Raw genomic sequence first — 21,104 nt, forward strand, 5'->3', positions numbered from 1 at the left:
GTCAGGTGGCTGTCAGGACGGGCGGATGATGGCCATCCGGGTGACGGTCAGCTCCTCGATGGCGAAGCGGGGCCCCTCGCGGCCCGCGCCGGAGTCCTTGACGCCGCCGTACGGCATGTTGTCCGCCCGGAAGCCCGGCACCTCGTTGACCACCACTCCCCCGGCGTCGATGCGCTCGATCGCGGCGAACGCGGTGGCCAGCGAGCGGGTGTAGACGGAGGCGTGCAGGCCGTACCGGGAGGCGTTGACGGCGTCGAAGGCGGCGTCGAGGTCCGGCACCGGGCGGACGCATACGACGGGGCCGAAGATCTCCTCGTCCCACACCTCGGCCCCCTCCGGGACGCCGGTGAGCACGGTGGGCGCGATGGCGCGGCCGTCGCGGACGCCGCCCGTCACGACGCGGGCGCCGGACGCGCCGATCCGGTCGAGCACCCGGTCGGTGGCGGCCGGGTCGATGAGCGGCGCGACGCGGGTGTGCGGTGAGCGCGGGTCGCCCACGGTCACGTCCTTCATCCGCTCGGCCAGCAGCGTCAGGAACTCCTCGTGCGCGGCCTCCTCGACGAGCACCCGCTGGACGGAGATGCACGCCTGGCCGGAGGCGTAGTAGCCGCCGCGCACCACGGCGTCGGCGGCGGCCTCCAGGTCGGCGTCGGCGGCGACGACGAGGGCGGCGTTGGAGCCGAGTTCGAGCAGGACCTTGGTGGGGGCGGCGGCGCGGGCGATGGCGTGCCCGGCGGCGGCCGAGCCGGTGAACGACACCGCGCCGATCCGCCGGTCCTCCACGAGCGTGCGGCCGACCTCGACGTCTCCGGTGACGAGCTGGACGGCGGCGGGCGGCAGCGCGCCGGAGGAGCGCAGCAGGTGGACGAGCCAGAGCGTGGCCAGCGGGGTGGCGGGGGCGGGCTTGACGATCACCGGGCAGCCCGCCGCGACCGCGGGCGCGATCTTGTGGGCGGCCAGCAGGAGCGGGTAGTTGAAGCCGGTGATGCCGACGACGACGCCGATCGGCCGCCGCGTCCAGAACCCGATCAGGCCCTCGCCCGACGGGAGCAGGTCGAGCGGCACCGTCTCGCCGTGCAGCCTGGCCACCTCCTCGGCGGCCGTGGCCAGGGTGACGACGGTGCGCGCGACCTCGACCTTGCAGTCGGCCAGCGGCTTGCCGGTCTCCAGGACGAGCAGGCGCTCGAACTCCTCGCGCCGCTCGCGCAGCGCGTCGTGCGCGGCCGTCAGCGCGGCACGGCGGGCGTGCGACGGGAGCGCCGCCATGATGGGGGCCACGGCCAGCGCCTCGTCCACCGCGCGGGCCGCGAGCGCGGCGTCGCCGACGGGCGCGCGGGTCACGACCGAGCCGTCGTACGGGAAGATCACGTCCGAGGTGGCCGGGGCTTCCACCCAGCCGTCGCCGACCGGCAGCCCGGCGGGCCACTCCGCCTGAAATGTCATTTCATTTCCCCCAATTGATCGCTCATCGCAGCGCGCTCGGGAACGCGTCCAGGTACGCCGGGGCGCCCTCGCGGCCCGTCGCCGCCAGGATCGCGTGCGCGACGGCCCGGCTGAACACGTCCGCCCCGGCCGACAGCAGGTCGTGCAGGTGCGCCTCGCCCGTCCCGAACACCTCCGGCTCCGCGCCCGGGGAGGGCCGCGCGCAGGTCGCCAGGCCGAAGACGGTGTCGCCGTCGACCATCGTGTGCGCCGGGCGGATCGCCCTCGCCAGGCCGTCGTGCGCCACCCCGGCCAGCTTGCCGCACTGCGCCTTGGTCAGCGTCGCGTCGGTGGCGACGACGCCGATGGTGGTGTTGAGCGACGTGACGTTCGCCTGCTCCCAGGCGGCCACGTCCCGCGGCGACGGCGGTCCCAGGTGATCGAACTCGCCCGGCAGCCCGTAGCGGGTGCCCGACAGCACCCCGCCGCCCGGGTCCAGCACCGACCCGGCGGCGTTCACCACCACCAGCGCGGCCACGGTCACCCCGGCGTCCAGGACGGCGCTCGCCATCCCCACGCCCCCGGCCAGCCCGCCCGCCACCGCCCCGGCCCCCGCCCCGACCGACCCGGCGGCGGGCGCCCCACCTGCGGCGCCGCGTCCCGTCGAGGGCAGGGCGGCGTCGCAGGCGGCGTGGCCGAAGGCGGCGTCCGGGGTCGCGCGGAAGGCGCCGCCCCGGCCGAGGTCGTAGATGACGGCGGCCGGGACGATGGGCACGACGCCGCCGTCGACGGGGAAGCCCACGCCGGCGTCCGCGAGCCGGTCCATGACGCCGCAGGCGGCGCTCAGCCCGTACGCGCTGCCGCCCGACAGGACGATGGCGTGGACGCGTTCGACGAGGTTGCGCGGGTCGAGCAGCTCGGTCTCGCGGGTGCCGGGGGCGGCGCCGCGCACGTCGACGCCGGCGACCATGCCGCCCGGCGGGGCGAGGATGACGGTGGTGCCGGTGCGGTAGCCGTCGCCGACGCGGTGGGCATGGCCGACGCGCAGGCCGGGGACGTCGGTGAGGGCGTTGGCGGGGCCGGGTCTCACGTGAGGGTCCCGGTGAGGAAGCGGCGGGCGGCCTCGGCGAACACCCGGGTGCACCGGACGATCTCGTCGACGGAGACGTGCTCGTCGGCCTGGTGGGCGATCCACTTGCCGCCGGGCCCGTACACGACGGACGGGATGCCGCCCCAGTGGGTGAGGACGGTGCCGTCGGTGGAGCCGGGGACGCCGCCGTAGACGGGCTCGGCGCCGGTGACGTCGCGGTGGGCGGCGGCGAGCGCGGCGACGACGGGGGTGGTGACGGGCACGTCGACGGGCGGCCGGTCGACGAGGACGGCCACGTCGGCGGTGATGCCGTCGCGGGCGGCCAGCGTGGCGACGCGGGCCGCGACGTCGTCGTGGGAGACGCCGGGCACGGTGCGCACGTCGACGAAGACGGAGGCGGTCGCGGGGATGACGTTGACCTGTTCCTCGGTGCCGGCCCGGACCACGGTGGGCGTGACGTACACCTCGCCGAGGTGCTCGTGGGCGGGGTGACGGCGCTGGAGCTCGGCCTGGAGGTCGCGCAGCGCGGTGAGGAGGTCGCCGACGGCCTCGATGGGGTTGCGGCCGTGCTGCGGCATCGCGCCGTGCGCCATCTTGCCGGTGAGGTCGACGCGCAGCCGCAGCGCGCCCTTGGCGACGGCGCAGATCTCGCCGGCCTCGGGCTCGGCGACGATGGCGCCGTCGACGCCGGCGGCGAGCCCTTCGGCGACGAAGTGGTGGGCGCCGAGCATGAGGCCCTCCTCGTCGGCGAGCGCGCACACCTTGATCCGGCCGGGGAACGGCCCGGCGAGCTGGAGCGCGCGGGTGGCGTAGAGGGTGGCGGCCAGGCCGGACTTCATGTCGGCGCTGCCGCGTCCCCACAGCTTGCCGTCGCGGATCTCGCCGCCGAACGGGTCGACGGTCCACTCCGACAGGTCGCCCTCGGTGACCACGTCGGTGTGGCCCTCGAACATCAGCGTCGGCCCGTCACCGCCGCCGCCCTCGACGACGGCCACCACGTTGGGCCTGCCGGGCGCGGCCTCGTACACGCTGGGCTCCCAGCCCCATTCGCGCATCTTGGCGGCGACGAGGTCGGCGGCGGGCTGCTCGCTGCGGCCGCGCGCCGGGTCGTTGGTGCTCGGGATCCGGACGAGCGCCTGGGTGAACTCGACGACTCCGCGGGCGTCTACCTCGATCAACGAAACCCCTCCAAGGTCGGTACGGCCTGCAGCAGCGTGCGCGTGTAGGCGTGGCGGGGCTCGGCCCAGACGTCGTCCACGGCGCCCGTCTCCACGATCTCGCCGTCGTTCATGACGGCGACCGTCTCGCACACGTGCCGGACGACGGACAGGTCGTGCGAGACGAAGACCAGGGTGAGGCCGAGCTCGTCGACGAGATCGGCCAGCAGGTTGAGGATCTGCCCGCGGACGGAGACGTCGAGGGCGCTGACGGGCTCGTCGGCGACGAGCACCTTGGGGCGGGGGGCCAGGGCGCGGGCGATGGCGATGCGCTGGCGCTGGCCGCCGGAGAACTGGTGCGGGTAGCGGCCGGCGGCGGTGGCGGGCAGGCCGACGGCGTCGAGCAGTTCGGTGACGCGGTCGCCGACGGGCTCGCCGAGGGCGACGAGGGGTTCGGCGACCAGGTCGCGGACGCGCATGCGCGGGTCGAGCGAGCTCATCGGGTCCTGAAAGACGATCTGCAGGCTGTGGCGCAGGAAGCGGAGCCGGCGTTCGGGCAGGCCGGTGATCTCGCGGCCGTCGAAGCGGATGGATCCGGCGGTGGGCCGGTCGAGCGCGCACAGCAGGCGCAGCAGCGTCGACTTGCCGCTGCCGGACTCGCCGACGATGCCGAAGCGCTCGCCCTTGCGGATGGTCAGCGACACGCCGCGCAGCGCGTGGACGGGCTCGCCCGGCCTGGTGAGCGAGGTGCGCGGGCGGTGGTAGACGCGGGTGAGGCCGCTAGCCTCGATCAGCGGGGTGCCAGCATGCGTGGGCATGGCCCTCTCCTGTCAGCGCCGGTGCTTGCTCGCAGGTGGTGTCGGCGTGCGGGCAGCGGTTGCGGAAGACGCATCCGCCGGGGAACGTCCCGGCGGCCGGGACGCTGCCGGCGATGGTGGGCAGCCGGGTGCCGCGCGGGGTGAGTTTCGAGGCGGCCAGCAGGCCCTCGGTGTAGCGGTGGCGGGGCCGGGTGAAGACCTCGCGGATGGGGCCGCTCTCGACGACGCGGCCCCCGTACATGACCAGGACGCGCTCGCAGACGGAGGCGACGACGGCCAGGTCGTGGGTGATGAACAGCAGCGCGGGGGCGACCTCGGCGATGAGGTCGAGCATCTGCTTCTGCACGGTCACGTCGAGCGCGGTGGTGGGCTCGTCGCAGATGAGCAGGTCGGGGCCGTTGGCGAGGGCGATGGCGAGCATGACGCGCTGGCGCTGGCCGCCGGAGAGCTGGTGGGGGTAGGCGCGGGCGACCTGCTCGGGGTGGGGCAGGCGGACGCGGCCGAGGAGCTCGGCGGCGCGGGCGCGGGCTCGGTCGCGGGGGACGCCGTGCAGGGTCATGACCTCGGCGACCTGGGCGCCGACGCGCATGAGCGGGTTGAGCGCGGTCATCGGCTCCTGGAAGACCATGGCCAGCTCGCTGCCGCGCAGGTCCTTCAGGCGTTTCTCGGGGACGCCGACGAGGTCGCGGTCGTGCAGCCGGGCGGCGCCGGTGGCGGTGACGCCCTCGGGGAGCAGGCCCATGAGCGACAGGGCGGTCAGGGACTTGCCGGAGCCGGACTCGCCGATGAGGCCGACGCGTTCGCCGGAGGCGATGGTGAACGACACGTCGTGGACGAGCTCGACGCCGTCGGCGGCGACGGTGAGGCCCTCAACGCTCAGCACGGATCCTCCTGAGCTTGGGGTCGAGGTAGTCGCGCAGCCCGTCGCCGAGCAGGTTGAAGCCGAGCACGGCCAGCGCGATGGCCAGGCCGGGCCACAGCGCCAGGCGGGGGGTGGAGAACAGCAGCTCCTGCGACTCCTGGAGCATGCGGCCCCACGACGGGGTGGGCGGCCGGGTGCCGAAGCCGAGGAACGACAGCGCGGCCTCGGCCAGAATGGCGATCGCGAACGACACCGACGCCTGGACGATGAGGACGGAGGAGATGTTGGGCAGCACGTGGCGGAAGGCGACGGCGGCGCGGCGGCGGCCGGCGGCGCGCGCGGCCAGGATGTAGTCGGTGACCATGACCTGGAGGGTGGCGGCGCGGGCGACGCGGGCGAACGCGGGCACGGTGGCGACGCCGATGGCGATCATCGCGGTGAGCGTGCCGGCCCCGTAGACGGCGCCGAGCATGACGGCCAGCAGCAGCGCCGGGAAGGCGAACACGAGGTCGTTGACCCGCATGATCAGCTCCGACAGCCAGCCGAGCGGCGTCATCCCGGCGATCACGCCGAGCGGGACGCCGATCGCCGCGGCGATGCCGACGGCCACGATGCCCACGTAGAGGGTGGTGCGGGCGCCGACCATGAGCTGGCTGAAGGTGTCGCGGCCGAACTTGTCGGCGCCGAGCAGGTAGCCGTCGCCGGGCTCGCGCAGCTTGCCGGCGGCGTCGACGAGCGTGGGGTCGTGCGGCGTCCACACGAACGACACCAGCGCGGCCAGCACGACGATCCCGACGAGGACGCCGCCGGTGACCAGGCTCGCGTTGAGCCGTCCTCTCATCGCGCCCCCCGCAGCCTCGGGTCGAGCGCGGCGTAGGCCACGTCCACCAGGAAGTTGATCAACAGCACGGCGGCCACCAGCACCATGACGACGCCCTGGACGAGCAGCAGGTCGCGGCCGGCGACGCCGTTGAGGAGCAGGTCGCCGAGGCCGGGGATGACGAACACCCGCTCGACGACGACGGCGCCGATGAGCAGCGTGGCCAGTTGCAGGCCGAGCACGGTGACGACGGGGACGGAGGCGTTGCGCAGCCCGTGGCGCCACAGCGCGCCCATCCGGCCCCGGCCCTTGGCGCGGGCGGTGCGCAGGTAGTCCTCGCGCATCACGTCCAGCACGGCGGAGCGGACGTAGCGGGTGAGCACGGCGCCCTGGACGAGGCCGAGCGACAGCCACGGCAGCAGCAGGCTGCGCAGCCATTCGGCGGGGTCGTCGGCGAACGGCACGTAGCCGCCGGAGGGCAGCGCCTGGGCCTTCACCGCGAACACGAACACCAGCAGGATGCCCGCCAGGAACGCCGGGACCGCGATGCCGACCTGGGAGAAGGCGCTGATGGCCGCGCCCAGCGGGTTGCGGTGGTGCACGGCGGCGAACGTGCCCGCCGGGACGGCGATGAGCAGCGCGATGACCATGCCGCCGAGCACCAGCGCCACCGTGACGTTGAGCCGCTCGGCGATCTGCGGCCCGATCGGGGCGCTGGTCACGTACGAGGTGCCGAAGTCGCCGGTGACGAGCCCGCCGAACCAGTCGGCGAACTGGGCCGCGGCGGGCCGGTCGGTGCCGAACTCGGCGCGCAGCGCCGCCACCGCCTCGGGCGTCGCGTTGACGCCCAGCGCGACCTCGGCCGGGTCGCCGGGCAGCACCGCCATGAAGGCGAACACCAGCACCCCGGCCACGGCGACGCTCGCGACGAACACGCCGAGGCGCTTCAGCAGGTAGAGGATCACTGCTTGGCGAGCCCGGTGAAGTCGAAGGACTCGGAGATGGCGTTCTCCGGCAGGCCGGTGACGCCCTTCTTGGCGACGATCAGGTTGGGGAACAGGAACAGCCAGTCGGCGGCGGCGTCCTGCGACAGCAGCGCGGCGGCGGCCTTGAGGTCGTCGGTCTGCTGCTGCTCGGTGCCGGTGTCGGCGGAGGCGAGCAGCTTGCCGTACTCGGGGTTGTCGTAGCGGAAGTAGTAGTCCTTGTCAGCGAAGATGCCCATGTCGCGTGGTTCGACGTGGTTGATGATCGACAGGTCGTAGTCGCCCTTGGTGAACACCACGTCCAGCCAGCGGGCGGGGAACTCCAGCGGCTCGATCTCGGCGTTGATGCCCACCTGGGCGAGCTGCGACTTGACCACCTGCGCGGAGGCGACGGCGTAGGGCAGGTTGGGGATGCGCATCTTCACGTCGTACGTCTTGCCGCCGAGCAGCGCCTTGGCCTTGGCGACGTCATGGGGGTAGTCGCCGGTGCGGTCCTCGTACCAGGGGTCGGTGGGCGGGGCCATCGAGCCGATGAGCTGGCCGCGCCCGGCCCAGGCGGTGTCGAGCAGGGCCTGGTGGTCGATGGCGTGGCGGACGGCCTGGCGGACCTTCTTGTCGTCGAAGGGCGGGCGGCCGTTGTTCATGGACAGGACGACCTCGCCGTTGGTGGTGCCCTCGATCGTCTGGAAGCGGTTGGTGTCGGCGAACTGCTGCAGCGACTCGGGCGCCTGGACGCTGGAGACGACGTCGATGCCGCCGGTGAGCAGCGCGTTGTTCATGGCCGTGGCGTCCTTGAAGTACTTGAGCGTCACGGTGGAGATCTGCGGCTTGGCGCCCCAGTACTTCGGGTTGGCGTCGAGGCGGATGGAGTCGCCGCGCCGCCAGGCGCCGAGCTGGTAGGGGCCGGTGCCGACGGGCTTGTTGGCCAGGTCGGCGACGCCGGTGCGGCTGAACATGGCGCCGAGCCTGGTGGCCATCGTGTAGAGGAAGCCGTTGCTGGGCCGCGAGAGGGTGACGACGGCGGTGGCGTCGTCCTTCTTCTCCACGTCCTCGACCATGTCGAGCTGCGACTTGATCTTGAGCTTCCAGTCGGACCTGACCCGGTCCAGCGAGAAGACGACGTCGTCGGCGGTGAACGGGGCGCCGTTGGTGAAGGTGACGCCCTTGCGCAGGGTGAAGGTGTAGGTCTTGCGGTCGTCGGAGACGTCCCACTTCTCGGCGAGCAGCGGCTGGATCTGCCCGGCCTGGTCGAGCTTGACCAGGCCCTCGTAGACGTTGACCAGCAGCGCCTGCGGGATCGCCGCGCCCTCGGTGGAGGTGAAGTCGAGGTTGGCCGGCTCGGCCACGAACCCGACCGACAGCGCCTCGGCCTTGCCCCCGGCGCCGCCGGTGCCGCCTGTGCCGCCGTCGCCGGACCCGCCGGACCCGCCGCCACAGGCGGCTACGCTCAGCAGGAGACCGCCCACGGCGATCCATGTCCCGATTCGCCTCATTGTTCAGCCTCCTGGCTAGTGCACTGGTCTGACCAGTAGGCTACGCACACTGCCAGTCCGCGACGGCTCGGGTCAAGGGGGCTTACATGGGTGGTCCACGCTTCGAGCCGGTGCGGACCGTACGCGCCTACGAGCGCATCGTGGAGCAGATCGAGGAGGCCGTCGAGAGCGGCGGACTGCCGCCCGGCGCGCGGCTGCCGAGCGAGCGCGAGCTGATGGCGCAGTTCGGCGTCAGCCGGTCCACCGTGCGCGAGGCGCTGCGGGTGCTGCAGGCGCGCGGCCTGGTCAGGTCGCGGCCCGGCGATCCCAACGGGGCGGAGGTGCTGCCCTTCTCCCCCGCCGCATTACACAAGTCGATGACCACGCTCGCCCGGGTCGACGAGCTGTCGCTGGGCGAGCTGGTGCAGTTCAGGATGGTGCTGGACGCCTCGGCCAACCTGCTGGCGGCGCGGCTGCGCACCGACGCCGAGCTGGCCGAGATGGACGCGGCGATCGGCCGGATGCGCGAGGCGGTCGGGGCGGGCTACGACGCGTTCAGCGCCGCCGACGTGGCCTTCCACGACGCGGTGGCGCGGGCCAGCCGCAACAAGCTCATCCAGATCTGCACCGACGTGGTCCGGTCGATCGTGCTCGGGCTGATCGCCGGGAAGATCGCGGGCTCGGACGACCGGGAGGCGCTGATGCTGCAGAGCATCCGCCACCACGAGGAGGTGCTGGCCGCCGTCCGGGCCGGTGACGGGCCGCTGGCCGCCCGGCTGTCGCGGCGCACGATGTACGACTACTACGTCGGCTACGTGCCGGCCGGCGAGCGGGCCGCTCTGCGGGCCCTGCTGGAGTAGGGGGGCGGGGTAGTGTGACTTCCGTGGCTGAGGAGGATGGGGACGGGGTGGCCGAGGCGTTCCTGCGCGAGCCCCGGCGCTACACCAGTCACCAGGTCGCCGAGATGGCCGGGGTGCCGGTCTACAAGGCCCGGCGGTTCTGGCGGGCGCTCGGCTTCGCCAACGTGGCCGACGACGCCGTCGAGTTCACCGAGTCGGACGTGGTGGCGCTCAAGACGCTGCTCGGCATGGTCAGCGACGGCGTCTACGACGAGGACCACGTGCTGCTGATCGCCCGCTCGCTCGGCCGGGCCGCCGCCCGGCTGGCCGAGTCGCAGGCGGAGATCGGCGCCGAGGCGCTCGACCAGGCCGGGGTGCCGCTGGCCGAGCGGCCCAAGGCGTGGCGGCGCCGGGCCGAGCGGGTGGTGCCCGACCTGGCGCGGCTGCTGGTCTACTCCTGGCAGCGCCAGCTCGCCGCCGCCGCCGGGCGGCTCGCCGTCCAGGACATGAGCACCGTACGGCTGGCCGTCGGGTTCGCGGACCTGGTCGGGTTCACCCGGCTGAGCCGGCAGATCACCGAGACGGAGCTGGCCGCGCTGATCGACAGGTTCGAGGGCCGCTCCGCCGACGCCGTCACCTCGTGCGGCGGCCGGGTCGTCAAGACGCTGGGCGACTCGGTGCTGTTCGTGGCCGACAAGGCGCACGTCGCGACCGAGATCGGGCTGCGGCTGCTGGAGGAGCACGCCCGCGGCAAGGGCATGCCGGAGCTGCGGGTGGGGCTGGCCGCCGGGCCGGTCATCTGGCGGATGGGCGACGTGTTCGGCACCACCGTCAACCTGGCCAGCAGGCTCACCGCGCTGGCCCTGCCGGGCACCATGCTGGCCGATCCGGAGCTGGCCGAGGAGCTGGAGGGCGACCGGGCGTTCCGGCTGCGGCCGGTCGACCGGCTGTCGGTGCGCGGGCTGGGCGAGCTGTCGCCGTTCACCGTGAGCCGCGCCGGGGCAACCTGATCGAGGCCTCGATGCGTCTGTACCGTCAGCAAGCTGATGGGGAGGCGCACCGGTGGCAGACAGGGCCATGTTCCAGGACTTCGTGAGCGCGAGGTCCGACCGGCTGTTACGCACCGCCTACCTGCTCACCCACGACTGGGGCACCGCCGAGGACCTGCTGCAGGAGGCGCTGGCCAAGGCGTGGTCCGCCTGGCCGGGCATCGACGAGCCGGAGTCGTACGTCCGCAGGGTGCTGGTGACCACGTACACGTCGTGGTGGCGCAGGAGGTGGCGCAGGGAGCTGCCGAGCGACACGATCCCGGACGTGGCGGTGCTCGACCCGCCCGCCGACGGCCGGGAGGAACTGTGGCGGGCGGTGGGCCGGCTGCCGGCGCGGCAGCGGGCGGTGATCGTGCTGCGGTTCTACGAGGACCTGGCGGTGACGGAGGTGGCCCAGCTGATGGGCTGCGCGGCAGGGACGGTCAAGAGCCAGACCGCCAAGGCGCTGGCCTCACTGCGGGTGGACGAGTCGATCGTGAAGGAGCTGCGGGGATGACCGTACAGGATCTGCGTGACCTGCTGCGCGAGCGCGCCGACGGGCCGCCGCCGGCGAACCCGGCCCGGCTCGCCCAGGTGCGGGCCCGGGTGAGCAGGACCCGGCGGCGCAGGCGGATCACAACGGGGGTGGCCGTCGCCGCGGCCGTCGCCGCCGGCGCGGCGGTGCTTCCAGGCGCGCTCCCGGACACTGTCACGCCGGGCGGGCGGACGACGGCCGCCACCGCCCCGGGGCCGGAGCTGCCGGAGTCCTTCACCGCGCCCGACGGCGCCGCCTACCGGCGGCTCGCGGTCACCTCGATCGGCCGGTCCGGCGAGCAGAAGAAGACGCTGACCGTCCCGGTCACCGGCAGGCCGCTCGACGTGGCGGTGGCGTGCGACGGCGAGGGGCGCGCGGACAACACCCCGATGGTGTACGTCGGCCGCGCACCCTCGCCGTCCGCCCGGATCGGGGCGTGCTCGTCCCGGATGGAGCTGCTGCCGCTGGTGGTCTCCCAGGGTGACGGGCAGGTCGAGATCACCTTCGACGCCACCCGCAGCGGCGTGTGCGGCCCGGGGATGACGGCCTGCGACGAGGCGGTCCCCGCCGCCTGGACGCTCGGCGTGTACGAGTGGACGCCGCCCGCCGAGCCGGCCGACCCCGCGCCCGTCAAGGAGTTCCCGGCCCGGTTCGAGGGGTGGAAGCTGGCCGGGTCCACCTCCGGGGTGTGGCCGCGCGACTCCGTCGTCCGGCTGGAGATCGAGGGCCACGGCCGCAAGGTCGCGCTCGACCAGCTCTGCTCGGGCGAGCTGGCGCGGCGGATGCGGTTCACCTACCGGGTGGGCGACGAGGAGCCGGCGGGCGGCGCGAACTGCGGCGTGTGGGAGTCGGGCGCGTACCCGGCCGCGCTCACCGAGGTCGAGGTGCCCGAGGGCGAGCGCCTGGTGATCACCGGCGAGGTGGCGGCGTGGGGCGAGACCACCAACCGCCCGGTCCGCTGGTCGGTCGGCGCCTACACCAGGACCGGCGGCTCCGGCGAGTAGGAACATTTCCGGCCTGGCCGCGTTGCATCCTGACATGACCAGGCTCGCGATTCTCGACCGTTCCCTCGTCCGGCAGGGGCACTCCCCCTCGGCCGCGCTGCGTGAGACCGTGCGGTTCGCGCGGCAGGCCGAGGAGCTCGGTTACCACCGGTTCTGGGTGTCGGAGCACCACAGCGTGCCCGGCGTGGCCGGCTCGGCGCCCACCGTGCTGGCGGCGGCCGTCGCGGCGGCCACGGACCGGATCCGGGTCGGCACCGGCGGCGTGATGCTCCCGAACCACCGGCCGCTGGTGGTGGCCGAGCAGTTCGGCGTGCTGGAGTCGCTGTACCCGGGCCGGATCGACATGGGCCTGGGCCGCTCCGTCGGCTTCACCGGCGGCATCCGCCGGGCGCTCGGCCACGGCAAGGAGGACGCCGACGCGTTCGGCGACCGGCTGGCGGAGCTGCTCGGCTTCTTCACCGGCGAGCAGGACGTCCATCCGGGCGTGCACGCGCTGCCGGCCGAGGGGCTGCGCCCGCAGCCGTTCGTGCTGGCCATGGGGGCGGGCGCGGACGTGGCCGCCGGGCACGGGCTGCCGCTGGTGATTGGCGGGGGCGGCGTGAAGCTGCGCGAGTCGGTCGGCCGCTACCGCGCCGCCTTCCGCCCCTCGGCCTGGGCGGCGCGGCCGTACGTGATGGTGGCGGCGAACGTCGCGGTCGGCGAGAGCGCCGAGCGGGCGGCGCTGCTTCAGGCGCCGGAGGCGTGGGCGACGGCGCGCTCGCGGACCGAAGGCTCGTTCCCGCCGCTCGAACCGGCCGGCGCGGTGATGCGGCTGGAGATGACGGCACGCGAGCGGGCGCTGTTCGAGGAGGCGCGCAAGGGCCAGATCCACGGCACGGACCGGGAGGTGGCGATGCGGCTGCACGACCTCGTCGAGCTCACGGGGGCCGACGAGGTCATGGTCACGATGAACACCTACGACCTGGAGGAGCGGCTCGACTCCTACCGGCGGCTGGCCCGGCTCGTCTGAGACGGGTCAGGCGAGCCCGTAGGCGAGCCAGACGTGGCCGATGATCCCGACGGCCGCCAGGCCGAGCGCGGCCAGGAACACCAGCACGAGCAGCATGCGGAACAGCGTGGTGACGACCTTCCTGATCTGCCGGACGGCGTAGACCAGGGTCCAGACGGAGAGCATGGCGAGCAGGCCGTAGACCATGCTGGCCATCGCGATGCCCTCAGGGGTGGGGAAGACTGTGGCGACGAGCATGTAGGGTCCCGTTGTGTGAAGCGCCGATGGGGTCGTGGACGACCTCGCAGAAACTTCAGTTAACCTTCAGAAGATCTACATCGAACTCCTAAAGATTGCATTCCCCCGATAAAGTCGCACTAATCGCCGTGCGGAGTGAGGGTCCCCTGGCCTAGAATGACCTCCCACTGTCCTGCGATCCGCGACCCGGCGCTGAACAGGAAAAATGTGCTCGCATCTGGGCATCAGTAGAGGTTTACTGAAAACACTGAAGTTCAGATGGGGGGTGTCCTCATGACGGATTCCGGTCCGGCCCTTGCACGCCGGCTCCGTTCGCTGCGCACCCGGCAATGGCCGGGCACCCGCGTCACCCAGCCCCAGCTGGCACGCGCGCTCGACGTGAGCGTCCCCCTCATCTCCTCGTGGGAGTCCTCCACCGCGCCGAAGGTCCCGCCGGCCGGCCGCCTGGAGGTCTACGCCGCCCTGTTCTGCACGCCCCGCTCGCTGCGCGGCGACGACCTCGTCCGGCTCGGCGAGGACGAGCTGACCGCCGAGGAGCAGCGGCTGCGCGAGAAGCTGCTGCACGAGCTGCTCACGCTGCGCGCCGCCGCGCTCGGCGAGCCCGGCCACACGGTCTTCCACGCCACGCGCAACCCGTGGCAGTTCGACGACGGCCAGCAGATCACGCTCGTGTGCGGCCGGCTGCCGCCGGAGCTGTTAACGCGCATGCCCTACGTCGTGCCCGAGGACCCCGACTACATCGAGCTCTACACCTACGCCGACCTCGACGCCCTGTTCGAGCTGCACGGCCACATCCGCGCCTGCAACCCGGGCAGCGAGGTGCGCCGCCGCACGCCCCGCGAGCTGGAGCCCGACGACCTGACCGCCCACCTGGTGCTCCTGGGCGGCGTCGACTGGAACGACATCACGACCGGCGTCGTCCACCAGCTCTCCCTGCCCGTCGAGCAGGTCAACGACTGGAAGGGCGAGAACGGCCCGTACTTCGACAGCGGGAGCGAGCGCTTCCACCCCCGGCTGTCCGACGGCCGGCTCGAGGAGGACGTCGCGCTGTTCTACCGGGGCCCCAGCCCGCTCAACAAGGAGCGGACGCTGACGATCTGCAACGGCATGTACGGGCGCGGCACGCTGGGCGTGGTCCGGGCGCTCACCGACAGCGTCTTCCGCGACAGGAACACCGAGTTCCTGCGCGAGCGCTTCGGCGACAGCCCCTCGTTCGCCATCCTGAGCCGCGTCGTCATCCTGAACAACCTGGTGATCACACCCGACTGGACGAGCCCCGCGTCGAGGCTCGTCGAATGGCCGGAGTGACCGCTCCGATCCCTTCTCGCACATCCCGAACGGTGAAGCCCATCCATGAAGCCTTCGCTGAGATCCGGGGACCATCACGGCTCCCACAGGCACCTGCTCCCGGCCCCGGGGGCGGCCGTGGGACCGGCCCGGATCGACGCCGTCGTCGTGCCGACCGCACGGCCCAGCCGCTACCTGGCGCACGCGCTGCGGCTGTCGATGGACCTGCGCTGCCCGCTGGTCGCGCTCTGCAGCGGGAGGTGGACCTCGGCGGCCGAGGTGCGGGCCATGGCGCCGCCCGGCGCGGAGGTCGTGGCCGTCGACGTGGGCGGGGCCGAGGGGCTGACGCTGCCCCGCTTCGAGACCTCGCAGATGCTGCCGAGGATCTTCCGGCGGGGCACCGACACGGCGGCCAAGCGCAACCTGGCGCTGGCCCTGGCGCGGATGCTGGGCTGGGCGCGGATCGTCTTCCTCGACGACGACATCGAGGTGAGCGCGCCTGACGACCTGCGGCGGGCCGCCGGGCTGCTCGACCGGTTCGCCGCCGTGGGGCTGTCCATCGGGGGGTTCCCGGACAACTCCGTGGTGTGCCATGCGTACCGGGCGGTGGGCGGGAAGCAGGACTCGTTCGTCGGGGGCGGGGCGCTCGCCGTGGAGACGACCCGAAATATCGCCTTTTTTCCGGATATTTATAACGAGGACTGGTTCTATCTGCTCGAAGCGGACGGGCTACGGCCGCTCGCCGTCACCGGCCAGGTGCGCCAGGCCCGCTACGACCCGTTCCGCAACCCCGACCGGGCCCGCACCGAGGAGCTCGGCGACGTGCTCGCCGAAGGCGTCTTCTGGCTGCTGGACGAGGGCCGCACGATCGCCGACGCGCACCGGTCCCACTGGGTCGACTTCCTGGCCAGGCGCCGCCGCTTCATCGTCAGCGTGCTCGACCGCGTCCCCGCCGCCGGTCTCGAACCCGGCGAGCGGCGGCGCATGGAGGAGGCGCTGAAGGCGTCGCTGGGCCGCCTCACGCTCATCACGCCCGAGCTGTGCCTGGGCTACCTCGACGCCTGGCGGGCCGACCTGAAGGTCTGGCGCGACTTCGTCACGTGCCTGCGCCCGGCCCGGACCGTGCGCGAGGCGCTGCGCGCGCTCACCGCGCCCGGTCACGCCCCGCCGCACCTGCAACTGAGGCTGCCGAAAGTTGCCGAAGCCCGGCCCGATCCTTCGTCGTCATCTGACAGATTGCCGGTGTGAGCTTGTGATGGGGCGTTTCGTCCCCTGATCGTGGAAGTCATGCGTCATGTCCGGATCAGGGTGGCTTCTGATGGGGATCTCTCCGCGCTCGTCCGCGCTCTGGGGCAGGGGCCGTACTTCGCCGCCCAGCTCCGGCGGCAGCGGGCGGGGCACGGGGTGCTGCTGGTGGCGTGGCACGCCTTCACGCCGGTCGGCGACGTGTACCTGTGGCTAGGCTCGGCCGAGGAGCCGGAGCTGCGCGACCGGCTGCCGGGCGTGCCCCTGCTGACGCACCTGGAGGTGCTGCCGGAGCATCGCAACCGGCGGATCGGCACCCGGCTCGTCGAGGCCGCCGAAGGGTGGCTGCGCGACCTCGGGCACGCGCGGGTGGCGCTCGGCGTCGACCTCGACAACGACCGCGCCGGCTCGCTGTACGGACGGCTCGGGTATCGGGAGTGGGGCCATCCGCCCGTCCGGACCACGCGCCGCGTCTACCGGGCCGACGGGCGGGTCGAGCAGGTGCCGGACGTCTGCCGCATCCTGGTCAAGGATCTGCGTGAGGTCCGGGCGCGCTGAGGGTTAGGATCACCGAACATAGTTCGGGCCTAGTGAGGATGTGCCGGTATGACCTCTCGCCAGCATGCCATCGGTGACCTGTTGCGGCGCTCGGCCGCCCGCTTCCCCGGCAAGACCGCGATCGTCTTCGGAGACCTGCGGCAGAGCTACGCCGACCTCGACCGCACGGTCAACCGCACCGCCAACGCGCTGGCCGCCCGCGGCGTCGGCAAGGGCGACCGGTTCGCGCTGTTCTCGCACAACCACCACGCCTTCGTGGTCGCCTACTTCGCCCTCGCCCGGCTGGGCGCCGTCTCCGTGCCGATCAACTTCATGCTCGGCGCCGACGAGGTCGCGTACATCCTGGAGCACTCCGGCGCGACCGGGATGCTCGTGGAGGAGGCGCTGGCGCCGGTGGCCGCCCGGGCGGCGGGCGAGCGCGTCACGGTGCGCGGCGTCATCGGGCGGGCCGGCGGGTGGGAGCCGTTCGACGACTGGGCCGCCCACGCCGACGACACCGAGCCGGCCGCGGAGATCGGCGACGACGACCCCATCCAGCTCATGTACACCAGCGGGACCGAGTCGCGGCCCAAGGGCGCGGCGCTGTCGAGCCGCAGCCTCATCGCCCAGTACGTGACCTGCGTCGTCGACGGCGAGATGAGCGCCGCCGACGTGGAGGTGCACGCGCTGCCGCTCTACCACTGCGCGCAGCTCCACTGCTTCCTGACGCCCGGCGTCTACCTCGGGGCCACGAACATCGTGCTGCCCGGCGCCGACCCGGCGGCGATCCTGGCCGCCATCGAGAGCGAGCGGGCCACCAAGCTGTTCTGCCCGCCGACCGTGTGGATCGCGCTGCTGCGCCACCCCGACTTCGACCGCCGTGACCTGTCGTCGCTGCGCAAGGGCTACTACGGCGCCTCCATCATGCCCGTCGAGGTGCTCAAGGAGATCGCCGCGCGGCTGCCCCAGGTGCGGCTGTTCAACTTCTACGGCCAGACCGAGATGGCGCCCGTCGCCACCATCCTCGGGCCGGACGAGCAGCTCACCCGGCTCGGCTCGGCGGGCCGCCCCGCGCTCAACGTCGAGACCCGGATCGTCGACGACAACGACGAGCCCGTGCCGCCCGGCGTCGTGGGCGAGATCGTGCACCGCAGCCCGCACGCCATGCTCGGCTACTGGAACGACCCGGACAAGACGGCCGAGGCGTTCCGGGGCGGCTGGTTCCACAGCGGCGACCTGGGCGTGATGGACGCCGACGGCTACCTGTCGGTCGTCGACCGGAAGAAGGACATGATCAAGTCGGGCGGCGAGAACGTCGCCAGCCGCGAGGTCGAGGAGGCCATCTACCAGCATCCCGCCGTGGCCGAGGCGGCCGTGTTCGGGATGCCGGACGAGCGGTGGATCGAGGCCGTCACCGCCGCCGTTGTGCTGCGCGACGGCGCGAGCCTCACCTCCGCCGAGCTGACCGCCTTCCTGCGGGAGCGGCTGGCGCCGTTCAAGACGCCCAAGCGGGTGGAGTTCGTGACCGCGCTGCCCAAGAACGCCAGCGGCAAGGTGCTCAAGCGGGAGCTGCGCGAGGCGTTCTGACAGCGCGGGTTCTGACAGCGCGGGGTTCTGACCTGCGCGGGGCGGCGGTCGCTACCAGGCGTGCAGGGCGAACGGGACCCGGTCGCGGATGTGGGCGATCGCGGCGGCCGGGTAGTCGACGGTGTCCTCCGGCAGCCGGTCGAGCGGCCACCAGGCGACCTCCGCGCACTTGTGCGGCTCGGCGTTGCGCGGCTCGCCCCGCCAGCGGGTGACGGCGTAGAAGAGGCCGACGCGGTCGGGCGCCCGGTGCATGACGTGCGCGAAGGTCAGGTCGGCGGGGTCGATGACGACGCCGGTCTCCTCGCGCGCCTCGCGCACGGCGGCGGCCACCACCGACTCGCCGGCCTCCAGGTGGCCCGACGGCAGGTGCCACAGCCCGTCGGCGTAGCCGGTGCCCGACCGCCTGCCCAGCAGCACCTGGCCGTCGCGGACGAGCATCACGTGCACGTCCACGATCGCCCGGAACCGGTCGGGCGCCGGGCCCGCAGCGGCTCCCGCCCCGCGGCCCGGCTCGGTCGCGGGGCCGTCGCGGCGGTCGAGGGCCTGGAGCCACTTGACCGCCACCGCCGCCACCTGCACCAGCTCGGCGCGCAGCGGCTCCGGGTCGCTCTCCGCCGCCGCCTCCAGGACCTCCTCCATGAGGATGTGCCGCCAGGTCAGCGCGCCGTCGCGGGCCGCCTCGTCCGTCTCCCGCCGCGCCGCGCCGGCCGCCTCGGCCGCCGCCGCGCCACCGGTGCCGTCGGGCAGCGCCTGCATGCCGAACCGCGCGTCCTGCGCCGCCCGTTCCGCCGCCACCTCGGCCAGCACCTTCGCCAGCGACCCTGGCACTCCCGCGTCACCGTCATGCGTCATGGCCGACAAGTGTGCCGCGCCCGCCCCTCGCCCGCACGACCCAGGCCCGGCTTGGCCTGAGATGCCCGGAAGATCAGGGCTGCGGGGCGGGGGCGCGGGCGTGGTCGAGGAAGGCGCGGACGACCGGGGTGAGCGGGTCCCCGGCGCGCCAGGCGACGCCGATCGTCCGGTACACCGGCGGCGACAGCGGGATCTCGACCACCCCGGACGGCACGGGTCCGGCACTGGGCAGGCCGGTGCCGGGCAGGCCGGTGCCGGGCAGGATCGCGACGCCGAGCCCCGCCGCCACCAGCCCGCGCACGGTCTCGGACTCCTGGCCTTCGAAGGCGATCCGGGGCTCGAACCCGGCGGCGGCGCACAGGTCGTCGACGATCCGGCGCAGCCCGTACCCGTGCTCCAGCATGATCTGCTCCTCCCCCGCCAGCTCGGCGGCCCGGACGCTGGAGCGCCCGGCCAGCGGGTGGGCGCGCGGCACCGACAGGACGAGCTCCTGGTCGGTGAGCGCCCGGCAGGCCAGGGCGGGGTCGCCGTCGGGCAGCGGCGCGACGAACACCAGGTCGATGTCGCCTTCGCGGAGCCCGTGCAGCATGTCCTGGCGCGAGCCCTGGACGAGGCTGAACCGCACGCGGGGATGGCGGCGGCGGAAGCTCCGGATGAGGCCCGGCACGAGGGAGCGGCCGAGCAGGTGCAGGAAGCCGAGCCTGACGTGGCCGCTGCCGGGGTCGGCCTCCTCGCGCACCTCCCTCACCCCGGCGGCGACGGTGGCGAGCGCGCGGGCGGCGGAGGCGGCCAGGGTGCGCCCGGCGGCGGTGAGGCGGATGCCGCGCCCGGCGGGGACGACGAGGGGCGCGCCGACGGCGTCGGCGAGGGCGGAGAGGCGTCTGCTGGCGGTGGGCTGGGGGATGCCGAGGAGTTCGGCGGCCCGGGTGACGTGGCCGGTCTCGGCGACGGCGGCGAGCAGCGCGAGGGCGGGGGCGAGCGTGGCGGCGAGCCGGGCGTCGGCGGATTCGTCCATCAATTCATCCAGCACGGTATGAATTATGGCTCATGCCGGTATTGGACGTATTTGTTAGCTTTGCTTAGCGTCGGGTGAGTGGTTACCGATCTCCGCGCCCCCGTGAGCACCGGGCGGGTCAGCGCCGCCGTCGCCGCGGCGGGCGTCTCGTCCTTCGCCCTGCTGTACGCGCCCCAGGCAGTGCTGCCGCAGCTCGCCGGGGCGTACGGGCTGGATCCCGGCAGCGCCTCGCTGACGGTGGGGGTGGCCACGACGGCGCTCGCGCTGGCGGTGCTGCCGCTGGCCGCGCTGTCGGAGGTGGTGGACCGCCGGAAGATCATCGTTTGGTCCGTGATCGGCTCGGCGGTGCTCGGGCTGCTGCTGCCGCTGGCTCCCGACTACCGGGTGCTGCTGGTCATGCGGGTGTTGCAGGGGGTGGCGATCGCCGGGTTCCCCGGCGTGGCGGCGGCGTACCTGGCCGACCAGGTGGGGGCGGCCAGGCTGCCCGCGGCCGTCGGGGCGATGATCGCGGGCAACTCGGTGGGCGGCATGCTGGGGCGGCTCGGCGCGGGCTTCACGGCCGAGCCGCTGGGCTGGCACGGGGCGCTGCTCGTGGTGGCGGGCGTGTCCGCGGCCTGCGCCGTCTTCGCCGCCGTCACGCTCCCCCGCACCGTCCGGCCCGCGCCCGCCCCCGCGCGGAGCGGGCCCGCGCCGGACCGGAGGTGGATACGGCGCATGGCCGTGCCGTGCGCGGCGGGCTCGCTGGGGATGGGGGCGTTCGTCGCCGTCTACAACGCCGCCGGGTTCCGGCTGACCGCGCCGCCGCTCGACCTGGCCCCGGCGGTGGCGTCGCTGGTGTTCCTGGCGTACGCGACGGGGACCGTGTCGTCGGCGGCGGCCGGGCGGCTGGTGGACCGGCTGGGACGCGGGCCCGCGCTCGTCGCGGCGCTGGCCACGACGGTCGCCGGGACCCTCCTGACGCTGCCGGACGCGGTGCCCGTGGTGGCCGCCGGATTCGCGATCCTGACCGCCGGGTTCTTCGCCGCGCACACCGTGGCCAGCGCCTGGGTGGCCGCCGAGGCGCCGCCGAGGGCGCGCGGCCGGGCGGCGGGCCTCTACACGCTCTGCTACTACCTGGGCAGCGGCGCCGGAGGCACGGCCGGCACGGCGGTGTACGGGCACGCGGGCTGGCCGGCTCTGGTGGCGCTGATCGCGGGCTGGCTCCTGCTGGCGCTCGTCACCGTCCTGGTGACGCGCCGCCCGCCGCGCGGGCGCCGGGGTTCGCCGGCGCGTAACCCGCAGGCCACCTCGGCGCTCTAACGTCGC

The 21,104-nt window shown here is 73.7% G+C and carries 21 protein-coding genes; 10 read left to right on the plus strand and 11 right to left on the minus strand.

The window, feature by feature from the left end; translation table 11 throughout:
• Window positions 1-12 precede the first annotated feature (12 nt).
• Genes AB0G11_RS24705 through AB0G11_RS24740 form a run of 8 tightly spaced genes read right to left on the minus strand, consistent with a single transcriptional unit; the run spans window position 13 to window position 8,645 of the window.
• Complete coding sequence (locus tag AB0G11_RS24705) at window positions 13-1,443, minus strand: aldehyde dehydrogenase family protein (protein ID WP_357588463.1); 1,431 nt, start codon at window positions 1,441-1,443, stop codon at window positions 13-15.
• Between the two features lie 22 nt (window positions 1,444-1,465).
• Window positions 1,466-2,512 carry a P1 family peptidase gene (locus tag AB0G11_RS24710; protein ID WP_357588465.1) on the minus strand — a complete coding sequence of 349 codons (1,047 nt, stop codon included), beginning with the start codon at window positions 2,510-2,512 and terminating at the stop codon, window positions 1,466-1,468.
• Complete coding sequence (locus tag AB0G11_RS24715) at window positions 2,509-3,690, minus strand: M20 family metallopeptidase (protein ID WP_246646062.1); 1,182 nt, start codon at window positions 3,688-3,690, stop codon at window positions 2,509-2,511. Before AB0G11_RS24715 ends, AB0G11_RS24710 begins: the two co-directional genes overlap by 4 nt.
• Complete coding sequence (locus AB0G11_RS24720) at window positions 3,687-4,487, minus strand: ATP-binding cassette domain-containing protein (RefSeq protein ID WP_219510022.1); 801 nt, start codon at window positions 4,485-4,487, stop codon at window positions 3,687-3,689. The genes AB0G11_RS24715 and AB0G11_RS24720 overlap by 4 nt, the downstream gene beginning before the upstream one ends.
• A complete protein-coding gene (locus AB0G11_RS24725; protein ID WP_357588466.1) occupies window positions 4,450-5,370 on the minus strand; it encodes an ABC transporter ATP-binding protein in 921 nt (306 codons plus the stop codon). Before AB0G11_RS24725 ends, AB0G11_RS24720 begins: the two co-directional genes overlap by 38 nt.
• The gene (locus AB0G11_RS24730) at window positions 5,357-6,190 is read right to left on the minus strand and encodes an ABC transporter permease (RefSeq protein ID WP_219510025.1); all 834 of its coding nucleotides are present in this window, start codon (window positions 6,188-6,190) and stop codon (window positions 5,357-5,359) included. Before AB0G11_RS24730 ends, AB0G11_RS24725 begins: the two co-directional genes overlap by 14 nt.
• Complete coding sequence (locus AB0G11_RS24735; RefSeq protein WP_219510026.1) at window positions 6,187-7,134, minus strand: ABC transporter permease; 948 nt, start codon at window positions 7,132-7,134, stop codon at window positions 6,187-6,189. The genes AB0G11_RS24730 and AB0G11_RS24735 overlap by 4 nt, the downstream gene beginning before the upstream one ends.
• Window positions 7,131-8,645, minus strand: coding sequence for an ABC transporter substrate-binding protein (locus AB0G11_RS24740; protein ID WP_357588467.1), 1,515 nt, complete (start codon window positions 8,643-8,645; stop codon window positions 7,131-7,133). The genes AB0G11_RS24735 and AB0G11_RS24740 overlap by 4 nt, the downstream gene beginning before the upstream one ends.
• Before the next feature lie 86 nt (window positions 8,646-8,731).
• On the opposite strand from AB0G11_RS24740, the gene AB0G11_RS24745 reads away from it, so the two are divergent.
• The 5 genes from AB0G11_RS24745 to AB0G11_RS24765 are packed head-to-tail and all read left to right on the plus strand — an operon-like array spanning window position 8,732 to window position 13,039.
• Window positions 8,732-9,484: a FadR/GntR family transcriptional regulator gene (locus tag AB0G11_RS24745; RefSeq protein ID WP_357588469.1), complete on the plus strand. Its 753-nt coding sequence runs from the start codon at window positions 8,732-8,734 to the stop codon at window positions 9,482-9,484.
• A gap of 23 nt (window positions 9,485-9,507) precedes the next feature.
• Window positions 9,508-10,473 (plus strand): adenylate/guanylate cyclase domain-containing protein, encoded by a 966-nt coding sequence (locus tag AB0G11_RS24750; protein ID WP_308125997.1) that lies wholly within the window; start codon window positions 9,508-9,510, stop codon window positions 10,471-10,473.
• Between the two features lie 52 nt (window positions 10,474-10,525).
• Entirely contained in the window at window positions 10,526-11,008 is a 483-nt protein-coding gene (locus AB0G11_RS24755; protein WP_357588471.1) for a SigE family RNA polymerase sigma factor, read from the plus strand.
• On the plus strand, window positions 11,005-12,030 hold the full coding sequence (locus AB0G11_RS24760) for a hypothetical protein (RefSeq protein WP_219510029.1): 1,026 nt from the start codon (window positions 11,005-11,007) through the stop codon (window positions 12,028-12,030). Before AB0G11_RS24755 ends, AB0G11_RS24760 begins: the two co-directional genes overlap by 4 nt.
• 34 nt (window positions 12,031-12,064) lie before the next feature.
• Window positions 12,065-13,039, plus strand: coding sequence for an LLM class flavin-dependent oxidoreductase (locus AB0G11_RS24765; RefSeq protein WP_219510030.1), 975 nt, complete (start codon window positions 12,065-12,067; stop codon window positions 13,037-13,039).
• Window positions 13,040-13,045: 6 nt separating this feature from the next.
• Here the strand turns inward: AB0G11_RS24765 and AB0G11_RS24770 are convergent, their stop codons facing one another.
• Window positions 13,046-13,276 (minus strand): hypothetical protein, encoded by a 231-nt coding sequence (locus tag AB0G11_RS24770; RefSeq protein ID WP_219510032.1) that lies wholly within the window; start codon window positions 13,274-13,276, stop codon window positions 13,046-13,048.
• Window positions 13,277-13,549: 273 nt separating this feature from the next.
• On the opposite strand from AB0G11_RS24770, the gene AB0G11_RS24775 reads away from it, so the two are divergent.
• The 4 genes from AB0G11_RS24775 (at window position 13,550) to AB0G11_RS24790 (ending at window position 17,932) form a co-directional block, all read left to right on the plus strand.
• On the plus strand, window positions 13,550-14,584 hold the full coding sequence (locus AB0G11_RS24775; RefSeq protein ID WP_219510033.1) for a helix-turn-helix transcriptional regulator: 1,035 nt from the start codon (window positions 13,550-13,552) through the stop codon (window positions 14,582-14,584).
• 117 nt (window positions 14,585-14,701) lie between these two features.
• Entirely contained in the window at window positions 14,702-15,811 is a 1,110-nt protein-coding gene (locus AB0G11_RS24780) for a hypothetical protein (RefSeq protein ID WP_357588473.1), read from the plus strand.
• Between the two features lie 39 nt (window positions 15,812-15,850).
• Complete coding sequence (locus AB0G11_RS24785; protein WP_357588475.1) at window positions 15,851-16,366, plus strand: GNAT family N-acetyltransferase; 516 nt, start codon at window positions 15,851-15,853, stop codon at window positions 16,364-16,366.
• A gap of 48 nt (window positions 16,367-16,414) precedes the next feature.
• Window positions 16,415-17,932, plus strand: coding sequence for an acyl-CoA synthetase (locus tag AB0G11_RS24790; RefSeq protein WP_219510037.1), 1,518 nt, complete (start codon window positions 16,415-16,417; stop codon window positions 17,930-17,932).
• A gap of 51 nt (window positions 17,933-17,983) precedes the next feature.
• On the opposite strand, the gene AB0G11_RS24795 is transcribed toward AB0G11_RS24790, so the two are convergent.
• Window positions 17,984-18,784 (minus strand): NUDIX domain-containing protein, encoded by an 801-nt coding sequence (locus tag AB0G11_RS24795; RefSeq protein ID WP_357588477.1) that lies wholly within the window; start codon window positions 18,782-18,784, stop codon window positions 17,984-17,986.
• A 73-nt stretch (window positions 18,785-18,857) separates the two neighbouring features.
• Window positions 18,858-19,814, minus strand: coding sequence for a LysR family transcriptional regulator (locus tag AB0G11_RS24800; protein WP_357588479.1), 957 nt, complete (start codon window positions 19,812-19,814; stop codon window positions 18,858-18,860).
• Between the two features lie 63 nt (window positions 19,815-19,877).
• Between AB0G11_RS24800 and AB0G11_RS24805 the strand changes: the two genes are divergently transcribed.
• Window positions 19,878-21,098 (plus strand): MFS transporter, encoded by a 1,221-nt coding sequence (locus tag AB0G11_RS24805; RefSeq protein ID WP_357588481.1) that lies wholly within the window; start codon window positions 19,878-19,880, stop codon window positions 21,096-21,098.
• The last annotated feature ends 6 nt before the right edge of the window (window positions 21,099-21,104 follow it).

Source organism: Nonomuraea sp. NPDC023979 (genome assembly GCF_040639085.1).
GTDB lineage: Bacteria > Actinomycetota > Actinomycetes > Streptosporangiales > Streptosporangiaceae > Nonomuraea > Nonomuraea ceibae.